Annotated in this window: 22 protein-coding genes and 1 pseudogene; 14 read left to right on the top strand and 9 right to left on the bottom strand. The window is 39.5% G+C overall.

Going from position 1 to position 19,482, the window contains the following annotated elements; all coding sequences use genetic code 11:
• The first annotated feature begins 98 nt into the window (after nucleotides 1-98).
• From BWD42_RS02940 to BWD42_RS24595, 6 genes are all read left to right on the top strand, one after another.
• Complete coding sequence (locus tag BWD42_RS02940) at nucleotides 99-887, top strand: HmuY family protein (RefSeq protein ID WP_077432978.1); 789 nt, start codon at nucleotides 99-101, stop codon at nucleotides 885-887.
• 125 nt (nucleotides 888-1,012) lie between these two features.
• On the top strand, nucleotides 1,013-1,723 hold the full coding sequence (locus BWD42_RS02935; protein ID WP_077432977.1) for a hypothetical protein: 711 nt from the start codon (nucleotides 1,013-1,015) through the stop codon (nucleotides 1,721-1,723).
• 87 nt (nucleotides 1,724-1,810) lie between these two features.
• Nucleotides 1,811-2,614, top strand: coding sequence for a hypothetical protein (locus BWD42_RS02930; RefSeq protein ID WP_139351002.1), 804 nt, complete (start codon nucleotides 1,811-1,813; stop codon nucleotides 2,612-2,614).
• A gap of 83 nt (nucleotides 2,615-2,697) precedes the next feature.
• Nucleotides 2,698-3,705, top strand: a complete 1,008-nt coding sequence (locus tag BWD42_RS02925; RefSeq protein ID WP_139351001.1) for a hypothetical protein — start codon at nucleotides 2,698-2,700, stop codon at nucleotides 3,703-3,705.
• A gap of 102 nt (nucleotides 3,706-3,807) precedes the next feature.
• Complete coding sequence (locus tag BWD42_RS02920; protein WP_077432974.1) at nucleotides 3,808-4,371, top strand: biliverdin-producing heme oxygenase; 564 nt, start codon at nucleotides 3,808-3,810, stop codon at nucleotides 4,369-4,371.
• Nucleotides 4,372-4,399: 28 nt separating this feature from the next.
• On the top strand, nucleotides 4,400-4,546 hold the full coding sequence (locus tag BWD42_RS24595) for a hypothetical protein (RefSeq protein WP_175991939.1): 147 nt from the start codon (nucleotides 4,400-4,402) through the stop codon (nucleotides 4,544-4,546).
• 149 nt (nucleotides 4,547-4,695) lie between these two features.
• Here BWD42_RS24595 and BWD42_RS02915 read toward each other — a convergent pair whose 3' ends face one another.
• The 5 genes and pseudogenes from BWD42_RS02915 to BWD42_RS02895 all read right to left on the bottom strand — a co-directional run bounded on the left by BWD42_RS02915 (nucleotide 4,696) and on the right by BWD42_RS02895 (nucleotide 8,939).
• The gene (locus BWD42_RS02915) at nucleotides 4,696-5,478 is read right to left on the bottom strand and encodes a hypothetical protein (RefSeq protein WP_077432973.1); all 783 of its coding nucleotides are present in this window, start codon (nucleotides 5,476-5,478) and stop codon (nucleotides 4,696-4,698) included.
• Between the two features lie 176 nt (nucleotides 5,479-5,654).
• Nucleotides 5,655-5,714 (bottom strand): annotated as a pseudogene (locus BWD42_RS25160) (hypothetical protein); the annotation flags it as partial.
• Between the two features lie 250 nt (nucleotides 5,715-5,964).
• The gene (locus BWD42_RS02905; protein WP_139351000.1) at nucleotides 5,965-6,474 is read right to left on the bottom strand and encodes an STM3941 family protein; all 510 of its coding nucleotides are present in this window, start codon (nucleotides 6,472-6,474) and stop codon (nucleotides 5,965-5,967) included.
• Between the two features lie 132 nt (nucleotides 6,475-6,606).
• Nucleotides 6,607-7,263, bottom strand: a complete 657-nt coding sequence (locus tag BWD42_RS02900; protein ID WP_077432970.1) for a hypothetical protein — start codon at nucleotides 7,261-7,263, stop codon at nucleotides 6,607-6,609.
• 386 nt (nucleotides 7,264-7,649) lie between these two features.
• Entirely contained in the window at nucleotides 7,650-8,939 is a 1,290-nt protein-coding gene (locus BWD42_RS02895) for a hypothetical protein (RefSeq protein ID WP_254846163.1), read from the bottom strand.
• Between the two features lie 873 nt (nucleotides 8,940-9,812).
• Here BWD42_RS02895 and BWD42_RS02890 point away from each other — a divergent pair.
• From BWD42_RS02890 to BWD42_RS02875, 4 genes are all read left to right on the top strand, one after another.
• Nucleotides 9,813-10,133, top strand: a complete 321-nt coding sequence (locus BWD42_RS02890) for an ArsR/SmtB family transcription factor (protein WP_077432969.1) — start codon at nucleotides 9,813-9,815, stop codon at nucleotides 10,131-10,133.
• Between the two features lies 1 nt (nucleotide 10,134).
• Nucleotides 10,135-10,599, top strand: coding sequence for an SRPBCC domain-containing protein (locus BWD42_RS02885; protein WP_077432968.1), 465 nt, complete (start codon nucleotides 10,135-10,137; stop codon nucleotides 10,597-10,599).
• Nucleotides 10,600-10,629: 30 nt separating this feature from the next.
• Nucleotides 10,630-11,211 carry a YdeI/OmpD-associated family protein gene (locus BWD42_RS02880; RefSeq protein ID WP_077432967.1) on the top strand — a complete coding sequence of 194 codons (582 nt, stop codon included), beginning with the start codon at nucleotides 10,630-10,632 and terminating at the stop codon, nucleotides 11,209-11,211.
• 268 nt (nucleotides 11,212-11,479) lie between these two features.
• Entirely contained in the window at nucleotides 11,480-13,039 is a 1,560-nt protein-coding gene (locus tag BWD42_RS02875) for a sulfatase (RefSeq protein ID WP_077432966.1), read from the top strand.
• Between the two features lie 156 nt (nucleotides 13,040-13,195).
• On the opposite strand, the gene BWD42_RS02870 is transcribed toward BWD42_RS02875, so the two are convergent.
• Together BWD42_RS02870 and BWD42_RS02865 are read right to left on the bottom strand one after the other, a co-directional pair.
• Nucleotides 13,196-13,885: a hypothetical protein gene (locus BWD42_RS02870; RefSeq protein ID WP_077432965.1), complete on the bottom strand. Its 690-nt coding sequence runs from the start codon at nucleotides 13,883-13,885 to the stop codon at nucleotides 13,196-13,198.
• Nucleotides 13,886-14,071: 186 nt separating this feature from the next.
• Nucleotides 14,072-14,371 carry a hypothetical protein gene (locus BWD42_RS02865; RefSeq protein WP_077432964.1) on the bottom strand — a complete coding sequence of 100 codons (300 nt, stop codon included), beginning with the start codon at nucleotides 14,369-14,371 and terminating at the stop codon, nucleotides 14,072-14,074.
• Between the two features lie 138 nt (nucleotides 14,372-14,509).
• On the opposite strand from BWD42_RS02865, the gene mazG reads away from it, so the two are divergent.
• From mazG to kdsB, 4 genes are all read left to right on the top strand, one after another.
• Nucleotides 14,510-15,322, top strand: coding sequence for a nucleoside triphosphate pyrophosphohydrolase (mazG, locus tag BWD42_RS02860; RefSeq protein ID WP_077432963.1), 813 nt, complete (start codon nucleotides 14,510-14,512; stop codon nucleotides 15,320-15,322).
• 77 nt (nucleotides 15,323-15,399) lie between these two features.
• Entirely contained in the window at nucleotides 15,400-16,398 is a 999-nt protein-coding gene (gene trpS, locus BWD42_RS02855; RefSeq protein ID WP_077432962.1) for a tryptophan--tRNA ligase, read from the top strand.
• A 15-nt stretch (nucleotides 16,399-16,413) separates the two neighbouring features.
• Entirely contained in the window at nucleotides 16,414-17,031 is a 618-nt protein-coding gene (locus BWD42_RS02850; protein WP_077432961.1) for a deoxynucleoside kinase, read from the top strand.
• Between the two features lie 79 nt (nucleotides 17,032-17,110).
• Nucleotides 17,111-17,854: a 3-deoxy-manno-octulosonate cytidylyltransferase gene (gene kdsB / locus BWD42_RS02845; protein WP_077432960.1), complete on the top strand. Its 744-nt coding sequence runs from the start codon at nucleotides 17,111-17,113 to the stop codon at nucleotides 17,852-17,854.
• A gap of 4 nt (nucleotides 17,855-17,858) precedes the next feature.
• Here the strand turns inward: kdsB and BWD42_RS02840 are convergent, their stop codons facing one another.
• The gene (locus tag BWD42_RS02840; protein WP_077432959.1) at nucleotides 17,859-18,764 is read right to left on the bottom strand and encodes an aldo/keto reductase; all 906 of its coding nucleotides are present in this window, start codon (nucleotides 18,762-18,764) and stop codon (nucleotides 17,859-17,861) included.
• Entirely contained in the window at nucleotides 18,751-19,482 is a 732-nt protein-coding gene (locus BWD42_RS02835) for an FKBP-type peptidyl-prolyl cis-trans isomerase (RefSeq protein ID WP_077432958.1), read from the bottom strand. Before BWD42_RS02835 ends, BWD42_RS02840 begins: the two co-directional genes overlap by 14 nt.

The following is a 19,482-nucleotide window of genomic DNA, read 5'->3' as shown; positions in this document are numbered from 1 at the left end:
ATATATAAAATATCATTTTTCATACACAAGTAATAGGGTAAACTCTTTACCTTTACCATTATTTAGAATGATTTTAAATAAAAACAAACATACAACAAATGAATATAGCAAGACAGCTCAACAGAATAAAATATATTGCATTGCTTTGCATTGGTCTAGCCATCCATACTTCTTGCAGCAAATCGGATCCAACAGTAGAACCTGTTGTCGAGCCACCGAAAGAAGAAGAGAGCAATGCCAGCCTATTCAATAAACTCATTCAAGTACGCAATTTTGTTGGTACAGCTAAAAATGACGGCAACAACGCTGCTCCTACGGTCTATTATAGCCTAGAGACAAACAAAGGCATTCTAGAAACACACCGTCAGACCCGAAACTGGGATATCGCATTCAGCAATATTTTCAACAGTCATGTATCCGGTAATAATGGCACGAACAACACAAATTTTGGTTATGGAAACAATGCGACAGGCGGTATCCTGATCGTCGAAAAAGCATTTGATGAAGTCACCGAAATTCCCGCAGATTCCCAGTTTAAACTTATAGGCGATGCAATTGGCATGGATCAAAACGGGGACGAAGGAAATGGTATGGGTTGGTTACTCTACGACTTTTACGGCAAACTGGTACGCGATCACAACATTCAGAATGAACACGTTGCTTACGCGCTAGGAAACGGACTGACACTAAAAAGTGGAAAAGTGATTAAACCCAGAACTTTGATTGTCCGTACAGCAAAAGGAAATTATGCCAAAATTAAACCCGTATCCATGTATAAAGATCTGTATACATCGGATAAATGGTTTAAGGATTCACCCCATGTGTTTATCTCATTTGATTATGTCATTGTGCCAAAAGGGAGCAAAACGTTTGAAATAAAACCATAGATCGTACAATTCTTATTCAAAAAAAAACCGGATATACGGTCGAGGTACATCCGGTATCAAATTGACTAATTAACATATATTTATTAACTAGCCCACTGTAGAAGTGGCAAAATTACGAAAAAGAAATGAAAATCAAATTCAGAACTTTATCAATTGCCTTCGGTATTGCCGCGATTGGCATGACCGCATCCTGTAGCAAAGACAATTCACTTGCTCCTAATGTAGAAGAGCAATCATTCAGCAAACGCGCTGCCACACCTTCAACAACCATAGGCGGTACAGTAAACTTTACTGCTACTGGCACAAAAGGATATTTAAAAACTCTTGCCACAGGCACTTATGGTGCACGCAACTTCCATCAGGGTACAGTACCTGACCTGGTCGATACAACGCAATGGAAAAACCCAGCGAGCACTTATTATTATGATTTGGTCAATAACGATGGCGGCACATCGGCTGGCTACGACTTTCAATTCAGTGGCACAGCCAATGCAAGCCTGACTGTAAATACAACAAAATACAACCTCTATTACGTCAATACAGCTTTTGATGCTGTGACAGCAGCGACTACCGGTACATTGATTTCAACAGGTACCGCAGGATCTAACAGCATCAACGGAACAGGAAACCCATCAAGCGCAGGTTGGTATATCTATAACATTAGCAATCACATCATGAGCAGCTATGGTCCAAGAACGTATATCCTGGTCAATAAAACGACAAATACAAAATGGAAATTGCGTTTGAATAGTGTATACAAGGATGAGGTGCCTAATGCCCCTTATGCTGCAACCAATTTCCCTTTTATGAGTTTCGACTACAAAAAGTTGAACTAATAGGTTCGCACACTCTTTTTTTGATAAGAATTGTAAATTTTAAATCCGGTATCAGCTACGCTGATACCGGTTACTTCCCAGATAATAATGAAAACTCAATTATTAACTCTACAAAGATCAATACTAACTTCAGGAGTTTTAATAGGAAGCCTATTTATCTCCTCCTGTACGAAAACTGAAATTCAGCCTTATGAAAAAGAAGAAATGGCTCGAATCAGCAGCTTCAAAATTATTAATACCAATCAGGAAATTATTGGTGCTATCGATAATAGCAATAAAACTATCACCGTCACTCTTCCAGCAAATCTTTATATGACAAGCTTGGAACCAGAAGTAAAGGTCGCTTCTGGGGCTACTTTAAAGCAAGGGACAGATACTTTGATCACCAATATGATGGACTATTTCAGCAATGGTCGCATCATACAATACCCTGTGACAGCCACAGATGGAAGTAGTGCGACGTATACCTTAACCATAAAAAGTGATCAAATCCCGCTCAATCCACAGGAAGTCAGCACAGATTTAAATAATCCTATCGCCTACGATCAGACCTTTTGGTATACCCGAAATGACATCTACGTCCTTAATACCCTTAGCTCATACCCCTATATCGCTACACCAGAAAGTGACCTCGAACTGGCCAAGGCAAGTTTAGTCGATAAAAATGGAAAGGAATATGCATTTAAAAGTATCTCATCAGCAACTTCTCCATCGGTAGAAAAAGCCTACATGCTGCTTAATCTAAACGACATCGAGGGACGCGTAACAGGAAGCGGACGGGATATTAAATACAACAAAGTACCTGCTGCTGGCGACTATTTTATTAAGCTTCGTTATTACAGCCGCGAAGTGACCTTAAAAAATCCGATACGGATTTTTTACAATAATTAACCATCCTGAAGTAAACCAATAGATCGTAGTCAGATTAATTAAATTAAGAATATTTTATTCGACTACCGAAAGTCATGATTAATATGAAAACAAGATACAGCATATATACCTTTCCTGCTCTGTTGCTATTGGCAGGAATACTCTTCTCGGCCTGTAAAAAAGAATATGAGATTGCTCCTACTCCTTATGCCGAAATTACTTCCTTTAAAATCCCTTACAATGCAGGTAAAGATACGATTGTAGCCATAGTGAATGGGGAGAACATCCATGTCTCCTGGCCGGGATCAACAGAATGGCCTATTCCGGAGACTATCAGCCCTATTATTCACATCTCGAAGAATGCCAGTATTAGCCCAGCCTCAGGAACAGCAATTGCACTCCATGATGGCGCTCAGTATCAGGTAAAAGCGCAGGATGGTACGACCAAGGTCTATACGATTAAACTTTCCAATGGAGCCGTACTGCCTTCCTTTGTGGATGAAGAGACAGTGCTCCCGCTTGCATTGGGCGGTACCTATTCGATCCCATTCTGTAATCTTGCTACCGATGGCAGTGATAGCCTTTTCCTGGTAAATGATCAGAATAAATTATTCACATTGATCGCTGCGTCACGAAACCAGCTCAGTAGCTTTCAATTTATTGCAGACCAATATGACGGGACAGGCATACCAGCCGGTGATTATTATGTTCAAGTAAACAATAAATACCTAGTCCCCGTCAGAAGCAGTAAAAAAATAGTTCATATTACCTCAGGAACAGCCTATCCCTATCCTTATTTCAATCATCCGAAAACCTGGGAAGTAAAAAGAGGAGATGTGATCAGTATCCCTGTTCGACATCTATCAAAACAACTTTTGTTTTCCGCTGTTTCTTTTAATTTTATAAACGAATCGGGCTATCCTGACGCTTTTCCTTTGGAATTTTTGGCTATTTCAGAAGACCTAAAGTCAATTCGTGTCAAGATTCCGAATGATGCTCCTACAAACGTATCAACTTCGCTCAGTGGTGGGATATCACTTAGTTTATCGGGTGATTGGTCTACTTTCTTAACATCACCATATTATCAATATCCGATCAAAATCGTAGAATAAAAATCCTGTCGTTTTTCATAGATGATAAATCAGAAAACAGCATAGATATTTGGAAATAAATACGAATCTTTGTATAGAATCGTTATAAATAAAAAGAAGAACATGTTAAGTCAACATATCAAAGAGCAGACGCACGCTGCTCACCAAAACGTAGAAGGAACGATCGTGCGTCAATTGAAAAATATTCGTTCTGAAGCAGATTATGCTGAGGTATTAAAAGGGTTCTATGCTTATTTCCGTGCGGTGGAAGATAACGTAGCACCTTTCGTTACAGCCGAAGTATTACCTGATCTGGCAGAGCGCCGCAACTCGTCTTATATCAAAAGTGATATTGAAGCCTTAGGCGGTAATCTCGATAATCTTCCGGATGCAACAGCTCCAGTTGTAACCAATATACAGGAAGCACTCGCATCACTATACGTGCTAGAAGGTTCTATTATGGGTGGTCCGTATATCGTACAGATGCTGAACAAATATGGTGTCAATAAGGGAACCTCTTTCTTCGAAGGTTATGGTGAAAATAGCCGCGAGATGTGGGCTGGTTTCACGGCTGTATTAAATAAATATGCTGAAAATTCCACAACTTATGATCGTTCTGTAGAAATTGCGAACCAAACTTTTTATAACTTTGGAGACGTATTCACGCCGATCACAAGTGCAAACTAAAAAGGCCTGATATTGTTTAATCCTTCAGATGGAGCAAAAAGACAATAATAAAGACAATAAATCAAAATGGTTGAAGCGTGCCGGCATGGGGGCATTTCTCTTCTTCCTTGCCAAGGGACTTGTGTGGCTTGCGGTATTTTTCTTCGCGGCAAAGTCCTGTAGCATATCTATTTAGTATTAATAGCCAGGTTTTAATAATGTGTAAAAGTTATAGAGATGTGGAGTTAAACCGACTTCACATTTTTTATTTCTATTCCTAACATACTTTTACTAGGACACAGCAACGACCACTTCTTTTATGAAAGTAATAAGATTGTCGGCGCATCAATTTTTTATTTTTTTCTGCAATTCCCTCAGCTGCCCATAATTATTTATCTCTACCACACCGGGTGTAGCTGCCTCAATCACGGTTAATGCTCGGTCACCGGAATGATAACCATAGATATGATTTTTGTCCCGAAAAAAATAATTATATTCGATCACCACCGGTATCTGTCCCCTGCCCCCATCGCAACCTTCAATGACGTCCACAGTAGAACCGAGTAATTCCATGCTTTCTAGATCGGCGCTATTGGGAATCTCCTTATTTTCTATCAGCAATTTACCATCATAAGCATAGGCTAATTTTAGATCTTTTAAACTAGATTGATGTACTATCGTTCTTTTCATCGCCATTGTATCGTCGGAAAACACCAACTGTCGGCCATCGTCAAAAAATCCAGAAATTCCTTTTTGATAGGAATAAACACCCTGGATAAACTTACTGTCTTTACTGAGCCATGTCACAGGTGCCAACATTCCTGCTCCGTCTTGGTCCTTATAAAAAGCCTTACCATCAAAATAGAGTCCAGCATTGGTAATTTCCAGTAGCTTTGACTGTGCAACAGCTGTCACATTCATAGCTGGCTGATCGTTGATCATGTCCCAACCATTATAATATATCTTACCATCTTTATTGATAAGTTGATGCTGCTTGTTCAGCCACTGTGCCTTTATGGGATAGAAATAGGTAGTTGTGCCATCCTCCAAATCCAGTCCAGCAGAAACATAGCACCAAATATTTCCATCGTTAAAATCGACAAAGGAATTCAGCCAGTTTCGACTCACTTGATGCCCCTTTAACTATTTTTTTTGTATATGGATCAAAAGAAAAGGAAAACCATTTTCCTTGAATGCAAAGCAGATCTGCATCAAATGTAGCCTTCACATCTTTACGATCTGCAATTTTCACAGGCTTTACATGATCAACATCATAGAATTCGATTGCAAGTAAATAGTATGCATTATTGTCTGCCAGAAGCAAATTGTAAGCATCTCGATTTATAATTTTGATATCGGCACCGACCGCTACCATCGGAATATCTTCCTGAGAGACAATACTGATATCGTTTGGATCTTTTACACTAATCCGCAACAATAGAATTCCTTTTATCGCGACGATTTCATAATTTTTCTTCGTATGGTAATGATAGCATTCGCTTGCCCGTAGTCCAACCTGGACAAATAGTAAGAATAACGTGACTATGATTACTTTTTTCATTTCCTAAAGCTATTATTAAAATTATCCACAGCATTGGCTCATCAAGCTATCCACTATTGACAATATTGCTGGTGGTAATCTATGATCAGATTTTTAAGTTCACAGAAATCAACAGCCAATTGATCAGCTGTCACGACTAGTCCATTGCTTATAACAAACTGTTGCAACTGCGACGAAAGATTTTGAATATGACCTTCTGGGTTCCGCAATTTCAAAGAGATAAATGGAGCACGATGGGCAACTCCCTCCGATACAGACTGCACTGCAGTCCATTTTATTAAGCCAATCGCTTTCGCCAAGGGCGTCCCCCTAAAAAGTATTCCATCTGCATTTAAAATAAGACCTACCCGATCTTTATCAAACATACTCTTTGTACCTGAAATTAAACCATAGCAAGCTAGGCAACTCATCATTAGCATCAATGTACCAAAAGTTATATTTATTCTTTGAGCAACAAAGAATATGTAGTAAGCAAAGGTCAACGTTGCGAAGGTAAATACAATGCCAAACAGGAACAATTTCAGTCGTTTTTTGCTATCAAATTCTATAATAGTCTCATTCATATATCGGTTTTCTTTAAGTGGTTTATAGGCCGCCATCTCTTTCGGAGCTTTTCGCCAACGCTACTGTATGCCTCAAGGTTAATGTATTCGAGGCAAAACAGCCCATCTGATATCGACTCTATCGCCAATTTATTACCCAATTAATGAAGCACCGGAACCAGCAAACCGAATAAACAGGATAATCAGCCATTGAATAGCAATACAGATCCAAAAGGGTTTATTATTTGCCTCGGTAAGCATCTCCAATACATCGATGAATTTGGACTTTACAATATCGTAGAAGTTGTTATTGTTGTCGAGATCTAAACTGTCGAAACTTATCTTGTTCAGTCCAAACACCACAATACGCTTGATCCAGGGATTTTCAATCCTTGTGTTTTTCACTTCGTTGATTAACTTGAGCTTAGCAAAAGTGTAGTCACCAGCATTTTGAATAAGATCGGGCTGGTTGGATTGAAAAACCAGTAGCACTTTATCCAAAGCAGGAATAATTAAATCGTCTTGCCGCTCTTCCACAACCTTGCTTGCGACAGTAGAGAAAACATATTTATTGCTAAATAGGAATAATAAGATTGGCAACAAAACCAACCCGATTAACCACAGAAACTTTCCAACGGCTTGTAAGGAGTCCGTGGTTGAAAAAAAGGAACCGCCCGAATTGCTCCTGAGCAGCAGATACCCAACAATGAGATACAACACTGTTGACAGAATAGCCAATAAATAACACTTAAATAAGGTTTTTGTTGCCAGAACGGTTAATTTTTTAAGATAGGATAAATGCGTATTCATAAAGTTAAACTACTAATGTATGGTACTAAATTAATACTATTGTCTCCAACTTTATAGGTCAATTCCAATTCGCTGGAATTCATTTTAAATTCGCTATATTTTCGCGTCTATTCGAATCTCTGCAATCTATTCCTGAGCAAACCTGCAGACGAAATCTTGTATTACTTTATCCCTATTTTATCCGTTGAGCGTTTTATTTTTTAGGTAAAGGACGCATTATCCATAAAATATATGCGGGCAGGTTGGAGGCTAATACATGAATAAGGTTCAAATCCATAAGAACTTGAACCTTATTCATGTATTGCCCTGGCATTCCAAAGCTTAACGTATTACCTCAATTGCCAAAATTCGTTGTTTGAAGCAGCTCTTCTGTTAACGCGACTGGGCTATTGACCTTTTTTTTTTTCAAGATCGGTAATTGCCGTCCACAAAACACCGGCTTCTCCTCTGAAACTAGCAGAACCCTGAGGCTTGTTATCAGGCGTGTACCACTCATAAAAACCATTATTTTTAATAACACGGTCCAACATAGGCTCAAGCGCCTCCCGGGCTTCATCCATCAGACCAAAGCGAATCAACTGCGAAATCATGCGCCCACCAAACCAGGTCCAGTCACCGCCATTCTGATAAGAATATGGTCCCATACTCCCATTTTTAAAGAATCCCTGTGGATATACGGGATAAATTGTCAATCCGATAGTTGCCGCATTCGCCCTTCTAACGTTCTCCTGCATCTTTCTGTAGGCTACTTTTACTTCAGCCTTACTGAGCAATCCCGCTTCTATGGCCACTGCTGTACCACCGTGATAGTAGATTTCAGACTCATTAAATGAAGCCGGAAAAGGCGAACCGTTCAGATAAATATGTGGTATAAATTTCTCATTCTTTTTATCCCAAAGATGCTTACGGACATTCTTCGCAATTTTGTCTTTAATGGCCTTCCAATGTTTCTGTTGCGCCTCTGTTAGGTCCGCAACCTCTAGAAAATCATTAATGGCTATGATAAACATTGCATTATCATAGATATCAATTGTCAGGTGGGAATTCTCATCCAATACAACTCCCCAGTCATGTTCTGGTTGGACATCGCCCCAATCGACAGTTGTCGCTCCCCATAATAATCCGTATTTTTCATTATAACGTTTTGTCAATAGAAAATCCATTGCTCGCTCAAGCCCCTTCTGTACAGAAACTCCACCGATATTATTATTCAAAATACTTTTGTCTCCAGTACTTCTGATATACTTTGCCACTGCTTGGATCAATGAGGTCTCCTGATCCGTCTCTACAGTATTCTTGTGCCCTGCATAATCAGGCGCCAACGCGGAATGATAATAATTATACGGAACAGCTCCTTTCTTGACAGGTACATAACCATCCAAAATACCGCCATCGGGTTGTTGAAACTGAAAAAAAGTAAGTAAATGTTTTTTTATCAACTCCTTATCATTAACTGTACTGGCAACAGTAACAAAAGTATTCAGGTCTCTTATCCAGACTTCACCGTAACCATCACCAGCGGTAAAACCCTTTTTGACCAATTGTTCAGCCATTGTTTTCACGGCATCTGCTTTCGACTTAATTTCAACTCTTCCGGAGTTATTCATGGTTCTCAGATCCTGGCCATAGCTGCTCCTACTCCCAGTAAAAGCACATAGACCTGCTAGCACTACCATTTTTACATTCATTTGCATCTTATAATAGTAATTGATTTAGACTTTTAATTATTCTTATCTCTCGTATATACACAAAGCCTGGCACTCCATAACTTCCATCCCACATATTAGGTATCACTCACCCATGATTGGCGGTAGCGTCCATGGGAAGCACATATTCTTTAAATTTAGCTTTATCAAGCTCACGTTCCAATCCGGGAACTACAAGCCCGACATATGCGACGGAAAAAGTATTCTCAGCATTTGGATCCGGTTTAAACAATGCCCTATATCTAATAAAACTTGTATTTGCCTCAAAGTTGTACCAACTCTATTCGACACGAATATCTTGATCCCCATAACCCCATTTTTGTGTCGATATAACAGCTCGACATCGATATCATCAAGACGGGGATTCAACTCAACCAAGAAAAATTAAGAATAGTCCCCGTCAAAAACAAACAGAGGAGGGTGTGCCTCCTAAAGTAATAAATGATACTTTGGCTCATAATTTTTGGTTAGTTAAGAGCAAGCCTATATTAAATAGCTCTTTCTTGTATATACATAGTTACATATTAAAATTTTAATTTCAAATTTTTTGTTGTTTTTTTAAGAAAAAGCCCAAAGCAAGCGATCGCATAGGAATACCCTCGCTATTCAAGCAAATAAATACACCATCATATCAAAGCTATTAACACCACCTAGTTCAACACAAGAAAACACAACATTGTACATACATACAAAGAAATGTTTATTCGTTTTAAACATCCACCTAAAATCGTTAGTCAATCCATGGCTAACCAATCACTTATTCCGGCTTAAAACAAAAAAAATATAAAAAACACTTGTGTAGTTAAACGGCAACATATAAATTTGTAGTCAAATAACTTCACAATGAATTTAAGAAGAGATGTTTTCCAAGCCATTGCAGACCCAACCCGAAGAGCCATTCTCCTTCTTTTGGTGTCGCAATCCATGACCGCAGGAGCTATTGCGGCAAACTTTAACACCGCAAGGCCAACGGTATCCAAGCACCTGCAGATTCTTAGTGAATGTGAGCTTCTGAAATCGGAGCAACACGGTCGCGAAATTTACTACCAGCTCAATCCGCCAAAAATGAAAGAAATCGCTGATTTTATTGAACCCTTCCGCGACATGTGGGATGATCGATTTAATAAATTGGAAGAAATTATGAAAAATTACAAGGACAAATAAGATGGAAAAGAAAACAAAAATCCATGCCGAAGAGGGTAAGCAGGAAATTTTGATCACCAGGGAATTTGATTTACCGCTATCACTTTTATTTAAAGCGTATAAAGAAGCTGAAATCTTTGAGCAGTGGATGGGAACTAAAGTACTGAAATGGGACAATCAAAAACATGGCTCCTATGCCTTTGAAACTTCTCACAATAATAATGTTGTATTTAAAGCGAACGGCACAATACACGAATTTATACCAAATGAGAAAATCACGAGAACATTCGAAATGGAAGACAGCCCTTTCCCCGTACAGTTGGAATATCTGTACTTCGAAAAAGTAACCGACAATAGCAGCAAACTCCGCATGCATATTATATTTCAGTCCATCGAATTCCGTGACAAGCTCCTTCAAATGCCCTTTGCACAAGGCATTAATATTGCCCACAACAGACTTGAGACAATTGCAGCCAAACATATCTAACACGCAACTAATTAAACCAAAAACAGCATCATGAACCTAAAAGCAACACACTTCTTCGAGCATGCAAAAAAATGGAACGAAGAATTTAATTTATTACGAGAAATTGTCACCGAAAACCAATCGCTCGTAGAGGATTACAAATGGATGCACCCATGTTATACCTATGAAGGAAAAAATATTGTTTTAATTCACGGATTCAAAGATTACTGTGCCTTATTATTCCATAAAGGCGCCCTCTTGAAGGATAAAAAACAGCTATTGATTCAACAGACTGAAAACGTCCAAGCAGGCCGACAACTCAGATTTACGAACATTGAACAAATTGCAAATTTAAGGGAAACAATCGTAAATTATATCCAGGAAGCGATCGTGATTGAAAAGTCCGGCGCAAAGGTCAGTATGCGAAAAACGGAAGACTATCCCATTCCTGAAGAATTCGCGAAGGCGTTAAATGAAGACAAAGAATTTCAACAGGCATTTCGATCCCTTACTCCGGGGCGCCAAAAAGGATATTTATTTTATTTCAATCAGGCAAAACAGGCAAAAACGCGTGTGGCCAGGATCGAAAAATATTATCAGCATATTTTGGATGGTAAAGGTATAGATGATTAAAAGAATTGAACGATAATGCTTAAAATTACGATGACAGATCAGTAGCATATACTCCCGTATTTATAAGATATCGATTTCGGCCTATTAGTAGTATGCAGTTTTCGCGTCCGCAGATTCATTCCACTTTAAGAAAGTAGACTTTTGGCGATCACAATGCGAATATGACTGGAATTTGGTAGCTTTGTTATGCAAGGCCGAACAGACCTAAACCAGCATCTGTACGATTATGCATTAGACGGAATGAATTGCACACATAAGGAGAATATACATGAATAAAAAACTATTTTGGTTTATCTGCGGCTTACTACCATTTATAACACAAGCTCAGCAAGAAATCGACAATAAAACACGTCCAAATATTATCTTTATCCTTACTGATGACTTCACTGCGCAAGCTTGGGGTGTTTATGGCGGAATTTTAAAAGATATTGTAAAGAACCCCAACATCGAAAATCTTGCTAAACAAGGCGCAACGCTAAATAACGCATTCTGTACCAACTCCATCTGCACACCTAGTCGAGCATCCATCCTTACCGGACAATACAGCAACAAAAACCAGGTTTACACCCTGGATGATGCCCTGAATCCGGACAGGGAGAATATCGCCAAAGACCTACAACGTGCAGGCTACCAAACGGCTGTTTTCGGAAAATGGCATCTTAAAAAGAAACCTTCGGGATTTGATGATTTTAAGGTCCTGCCAGGACATGGTGTTTACCATAACCCAACATATCTTTCCAACGATAACTGGAATGACAATGAAGAGGCCGGCAGCCCCTACACCGGTTATGTAGATGATATTACAACACAATTAAGCCTTGATTGGCTATCGCAGCGCAATCCTGACAAACCTTTCTTTTTACTATGTCATTATAAAGCGACGCATGAGCCTTTTGAATTCGCCGATAGATTCAAGGATTTATATCAGGATATTGAATTCCCTTATCCCGAAACTTTTCTGGATTCTGGCGCAACAACCACTGGGCGATCTTTTGAAGGCCAGCCTCTCGAAGAACTTGGTCAGCGCTATGAAAAAGCATCCACTGGCCCCTTCTGGACCAGCTACCCTGACCTTCCTTTCTCCACCAAAGGCATGAATGCCCTGGATGCCCGCAAAAAGATTTACCAAAAGCTTATGAAGGATTATTTACGCTGTGTCGCAGGCGTGGATGACAATCTCGGGAAGATTATGCGTTATCTAAAAACATCCAAAATTGATGAAAACACAGTAATTATCCTCGCATCAGACCAGGGCTATTTTCTTGGAGAGCATAATTTTATGGACAAACGACTGATGTACGAAGAGTCGCTCCGTATGCCATTTGTCATCCGTTACCCAAAAGAAATTAAAGCGGGCAGTAAACTCGATGATATGGTCCTAAATATAGACTTTGCGGCACTATTTGCAGACTATGCAGGTATAAAAAAACCGGCTTATATACAGGGAAAAAGTTTTCGCAAAAACCTGGCTGGTGTTACACCAAACAATTGGCGCAAATCAATGTATTATCGCTATTGGCAACACGCCCCTATACGCCCTGCCCACCTGGGTGTTCGTGACGAACGCTATAAACTCATCTATTTTTATGGACAACCACTGGAAATGACCGGTACCGATAAAAAAACTACCGCTCCAGCATGGGAATTCTATGATCTGCAAAAAGACCCCATGGAAACACATAATGCGATCCATGACAAGCAGTACATAAAAGAGATAAATCGATTAAAAAAAGAACTCATTAAACTCAAAGAGGAAGCTGAAGATAGTGATGCAAGCCGTTCTTCTTTCCAGCAGCAGTTGATCAATGAAAATTTAGCGAACAAATAACAAGATAATAAATTAAAGCGGTCTCTATTTTCATTGATTATCCATCGATTAACATCGAGATAGCTGATGAAAAATAGCGGCACCATAATAATATCAGGTGCCGCTCTTTTTTTTATATAATCGACTTTATAAACTGTATCCCTACAATTCATCAAACTAGTCTTGATCCCGAAGCTGTGGGTATTTTTGATACAGCCTGTCTAAAAAAAAGCGTCCCATCAATTGAAGTTTCGACTGTGTTTCAAACATACCTGAGCCTGGAGATATAATTCCATCAGGCATCCGTTGTACAGTGCCATAATAGATAATATCAACACTATTTCCATTGATATCAAGGTGCATTTTTTTAGGCTTCAATCCCATAATGGACCCCATACGCGTAACCTTTTCTGAGTTACTGATTTGGGCCGGCCGAGCGTTCAACAACGTCTGATGATCAAAAATCAAATGATCTTTGGCTTCACCATCATCAAAAAACACATAATGCAATTCATTGTTGCTAAGGACAAGAAAGGAGGCGTTGTCACGCTCGGTATATCTTGCCTTCACTCCAACTGCGGCCCAAGCCACAGTTTTCGCCGCGGTTGCCGCTGCAGAAGCTACCTTATCACCTACAGTAGCGATATAAGCACATTGTGTAAATGCCTCAATTGGAGCTCCATTCATTTGTTTGGTTAATGCTCGAAACTCCTGGCGCAACAGTTCATCCTTAATACCAGAAGCCAAAGCAATTCCGGCCTCTCCTTCATACTTTCTAGCCGTCTCTTTTTGCTTTTTCATCATCATGAGCGAGAAAAAAACACAGACAACTACGATCACAGCAAAAATACCGATGTATAAAATCATATTAATTATAATTTAGAAAATGGTTAATAATTCAACAAAATTTAGCGTCAAAAAAGAGGATACTGAAAATCACTATCCTCTTATCGTGCGTGTTAACAACACAAATTTTGCCAAATTAGATTAGCCGATATTTCCCTCCATACCTTAATTATATGAATAGCTACTTTTTTAGGAATAGATTTAACGCTAATGTTCTCGCTCTTTTAGTTCCAACTGAAGTAGAATATCCCGCTTCTTTCCCTCAATCAAGGATAAATTACCTGCTACGAACACCCCTTTTTCTCCTGAATTCCGGCTTATCCCATATACCGTAGACTCATCATCTGGATCTGATGCTCCCTCATAGCGAAATAGGTAATCGATCTTAAATTCGTCTGCATGCGCCAATAAATCCTCAAATTCGATGTTATAATCTATCGTATAGCCCAAGCCGCTTAACTTTTCCAATGCCACGCTAGCTGACGAGTATCCATGCATTCTCTCCATAACTGATTGTTCTTAAGTTGATCTAAATAATGCTTTTTTATTATAAAACGGCCAGCTCCCCACTTTTGTTTTCCTCAATTTCAAATAGTTTATTAGAAATCATATTTCTATTTTTGTAACACGAAAACTCAATATCATATGGCAAATCTAGCAGCTCCGGCTTACCAGCATACCCCCCAACTTGCATTCCAACGTCTACTCGATGTTTTATATACCCTAAGAATTGAATGCCCTTGGGACAAGAAACAAACCATGGAATCTTTGCGTCATCTAACGATCGAAGAGCTATATGAGTTAACAGATGCTATCTTGGAACAGGATTACCCTGAAATAAAAAAGGAGCTTGGCGACGTGCTGATGCACCTGCTGTTCTATGCCCGTATTGCAGAAGAAGAAGGGCATTTTAACATCGTGGATGTCTTGAATGCTATCTGTGATAAGCTGATTACCCGCCATCCCCATATCTATGCTGATGCAAATGCAAACACCGAAGATCAAGTGAAGTCCAACTGGGAAGCCATCAAACTTAAGGAGGGCAATAAATCGGTTCTCGCTGGTGTTCCAAAGGGATTACCTGCTCTTGTCAAAGCCTACCGCATCCAGGACAAAGTAAGAGGAGTTGGTTTTGATTGGGAGGACAAAAGACAAGTATGGGAAAAAGTTGAGGAAGAACTCGCGGAATTTAAAACAGAATTCAATATCGAGACCACCGAAGCCATTGACCGTGAAAAGGCGGAAGCTGAATTTGGCGACCTCTTATTCTCGCTCATAAATTATGCACGACACATTGGTATCAATCCTGAAAATGCATTAGAACGTACTAATAAAAAGTTCATCAGCCGATTTACTTATCTAGAGCAAAAAGCGGCGGAAAACCAGCTACAGCTACAAGATATGAGCCTCGAAGAAATGGACGTCTACTGGAACGAAGCAAAAAAATTAAAAAAATAACAACAATCCATTAAAAGGCAGCTGACTCACGGAATTTAATTCTACTTTGTCAAATTTATCCGTAAATTCGCAGGAATATGGAAACAGTTGTTAGTGGTATCAGAAGTACCGGAAAATTACATTTAGGAAATTACTATGGTGCATTGAGCAATTTTGTGAAAATGCAAAATGAATATAATTGCTTTTTTTTTATTGCGGATCTGCATTCTTTGACGACACACCCGACCCCGCATGGTCTTCAGGGTACTGTACGTCAAGTCATCGTTGAATATTTAGCGGCAGGTATAGACCCCGAAAAATCAACTATTTACGTTCAATCCGATGTCCCTGAAGTTGCTGAGCTTTACTTGTACATGAATATGAATGCCTATTTGGGCGAACTTGAGCGTGCGACAGCTTTTAAAGATAAAGTACGCAGTAACCCTGACAATGTCAATGCCGGCTTGCTGACCTATCCCGTGTTAATGGCTTGTGACATCCTAATCCACCATGGAACGAAAGTCCCTGTCGGAAAAGACCAGGAACAACATTTAGAAATGACACGTACTTTTGGCAATCGTTTTAATCGTTTATATAATGTCGATTATTTTAAGGAAGCTTTTGCTTTCTCCTACTCCGACAAATTGGTTAAAATACCAGGATTGGCAGGACAAGGTAAAATGGGCAAATCCAATGGTGAAGCTGATTGTATCTATCTTTCGGATACCGCGGATGCCATTCGTAAAAAAGTGATGCGTGCAGTCTCCGACTCTGGCCCAACGGAAATGAATCAACCCAAACCCGAAGCGGTCCAAAATTTATTTGATCTTATGAAAGTGGTTTCGACGCCCGATACATTACAGCACTTTGACGAGCTTTACAATAAATGTGAGATCCGTTATGGCGACTTCAAAAAGCAATTGGCCGAAGATATGGTTTTAGCAACAAATGATGTACGCCTTCGTATTGAAGACATATCAAACGATGATGCTTATATTGCAAAAGTTGCAAAATTGGGCGCCGAAAAAGCGAGTGAGTCTGCGCGTAAGACATTAAAAGAAGTTCGCGAAATTATTGGTATCAAGAGATTTTATTAAACAAGGAAAGAGCATATGCATATAGCTATCGTAGGAAATATAGGTGCTGGAAAAACGACGCTAACGGAATTATTGGCGAGTCATTTCAAATTCGAACCTCAGTTTGAGGCCGTGGACAATAATCCTTATCTAGAGGACTTCTATTCGGACATGAAACGTTGGGCCTTCAATCTTCAGATCTTCTTCTTGAATAGCCGTTTTAGGCATATTGTAAAGCTTCAGGAGACGGAGATTAATATGATTCAGGATCGTACAATCTATGAAGATGCCTATATCTTTGCCGAAAACTTATATGACATGGGCTTAATGAGTGCCCGTGACTTTGAAAACTATAGCAACATATTCCAAAGTATCATCCATTACATTAAACCACCCGATTTATTGATCTACTTAAAAGCGTCTGTTCCCACTTTAGTTAACAATATCCAAAAAAGAGGCCGTGACTATGAATCAGGCATCCGGTTGGATTATTTATCTAAATTGAATGATAAATATGACAAATGGATCAATAATTACAAGGAAGGTAAAGTCATGATTTTAGATAAAGATAATCTTGATTTCACAACTAATCCAGAGGATCTTGGTGGAATCATACAAAAGATAGAAGCCGAATTATTCGGATTATTTGAATAACAATAGACAACAGATAGATAAGAGCCTGTAAATTGATAATTTTACAGGCTTTTTATTAAATAGAAATTCACAAATTATCATGAAATTTTTAGGCATTATTCCTGCCCGATATGCTTCAAGCAGATTTCCAGGTAAACCTTTGATTGATATTGAAGGCAAGACCATGATCCGACGGGTATATGAGCAGGTAAAGAAATCAAAAAAATTGACCGAAGTAATTGTCGCGACCGATGACGAACGCATAGCTGCAGAAGTACTTTCCTTTGGTGGCAATGTGCTAATGACATCCGATACACATCAATCCGGTACAGACCGTTGTGCCGAAGTTATTGCTAATAATCGGGAATATGATGTCGTGATCAATATCCAGGGCGATGAACCTTTTATCAATCCTGAGCAGATAGATCTTTTGGCTTCCTGTTTTGAAAATCCACGCACAAAAATTGCAACCCTCGTGAAAGAAATTCAGACTGCAGAGGAATTGTTCAATCAAAATATTCCCAAAGTTGTCCGAAACACATCTGGGGAAGCGATTTATTTCAGCAGGCAAACGATTCCTTTTTTAAGAGGAGTTGATCAGGCACAATGGCTTACGAAGCAAACCTTCTACAAGCATATTGGTATTTATGCCTATCAAGCGGAAACGTTAAGATCTTTGACTAAGTTACCCGTATCGAGTCTGGAAGAAGCTGAAGCGCTCGAACAGTTGCGTTGGATAGAAAATGGCTACGCAATTCAAACTGCGGTCACCTCCCATGAAACTGTCGCAGTAGATACGAAAGAAGATCTCGACAAAATATTAAAACTATTTTTTAATAAATAGACCCTTAGCGGTGTTCGGTATAATATAAAGACCGGACACCGTCCAGTAATTTCTTCTTATCTCCCTCATTTAATTGCCTGATCTGCTTTGTTGTTAAGAGCAATTCATCCAGCTGCAATTTAGTACTAATCCCTACCACTGCGGTTGCTACCGCAGGATTAGAAAGCACATAAGAGAGTGATTCCGTCGCCCTGTCTTTTCCCGAATGTTTTGCCATGCTGTCCAGATTGCGGAGCACATGTGCCACCTCTCCTGAACTATATTGAAGATACGCTTCCACCGGTTTATTAACTAAAAGTCCTTTCGCCAGTGTTCCCCGGGCTAAGATGCCAACACTGTTCGTACGCAATAATGCATCCATCTCCTCCTCAATCCGCCTATCCAATAAATTATACTGCATCATCACCGACGAAATGGTTGATTTGGACAAAAATTCTTTAATAACATTGGGACGAATTGACGAGAGCCCATAAGCACGTATCTTGCCTTGCTTCTTCAATAATTCAAACGCCTCGACGATTTCATCTATTGGATCTTCTATGGTACCCCCGTGTAGCTGATAAAGATCAATATAATCGGTTTTCAATCGCGAAAGTGACCCTTCAATAGCTCTAACGATGTAATCTTTTGATGCTTTCCAATCCCAGCCCGAGCCATCTGGCCGCCAGAGATTACCTACTTTACTGGCCAGGACAATCTGCTTACGAAAGGCCTGCACACTTTCACCGACAACCATTTCATTTTGGCCCTTATCATAAAGATCGGCGGTGTCAAAAAATGTAATTCCCTTATCAAAAGCTTTTTGGATAATATCCTTGGATTGTTTGGGCTGATTGCTTTTTAATGACATACAGCCCAAACCAATTTCCGAAACCATCAGGCCAGTATTGCCTAATTTACGTTGTTCCATTCGTATTAAAATCAAGCAATTCTACCTCAAATACCAAAGTACTGTTGGCTGGAATTTCACCCGTAGCCCTTTCACCATAGGCGAGCCGGCTCGGTATAAAAAACTTATATTTAGCCCCTTTGGACATCAATGGGATACCAATTTGCCATCCTTTGATCACCTGCCCCAATGACAATTTCAATGGCTCATTGCGATCATACGAACTGTCAAATTGCTTACCGTTCAATAAAGTCCCGCGGTAATGTACGGTAACTTCGTCATTGGCTGTAGGTTTTGCACCTTCTGCCTGGTTTAATACGATATATTGGATTCCTTCAGCTGTCGTTTTCATTCCTGCTACTTTTGCGTTTTCAGCAAAGAATTTATCTTCTTGAGCACGACTTACAGCCTCTTTCTCAGCACGTATATCCATTATGGCTTTTTGGATAACTTCCCTTGTTTGTCCATCTTCCAATAAGGTTTTCTCATTTTTTAGTGTGGCCGTAATTGCTTTTGCGATAACATCCGCTTTTAAATAAGCTACTTCGGTAGATTTCAACGACTTTCCAATATCCATACCGAATGCATAGGATACCGAGTCCGCCTTAGTTGGCAACAGATTGGTTGAACTTGTTTTTGTTGTGGTTATCTTTTTTTTGACCGTACTGGTCTTTTTTTTCTGCTGGGCAAATCCAGCTACGGTTGTCAGAGACAATAGGGCTAATGTGATGTATTTCAT

The sequence above is a fragment of the Sphingobacterium sp. CZ-UAM genome (assembly GCF_002000245.1).
Classification (GTDB): Bacteria; Bacteroidota; Bacteroidia; order Sphingobacteriales; family Sphingobacteriaceae; genus Sphingobacterium.
This window is presented reverse-complemented; position numbering and strand designations above follow the sequence as displayed.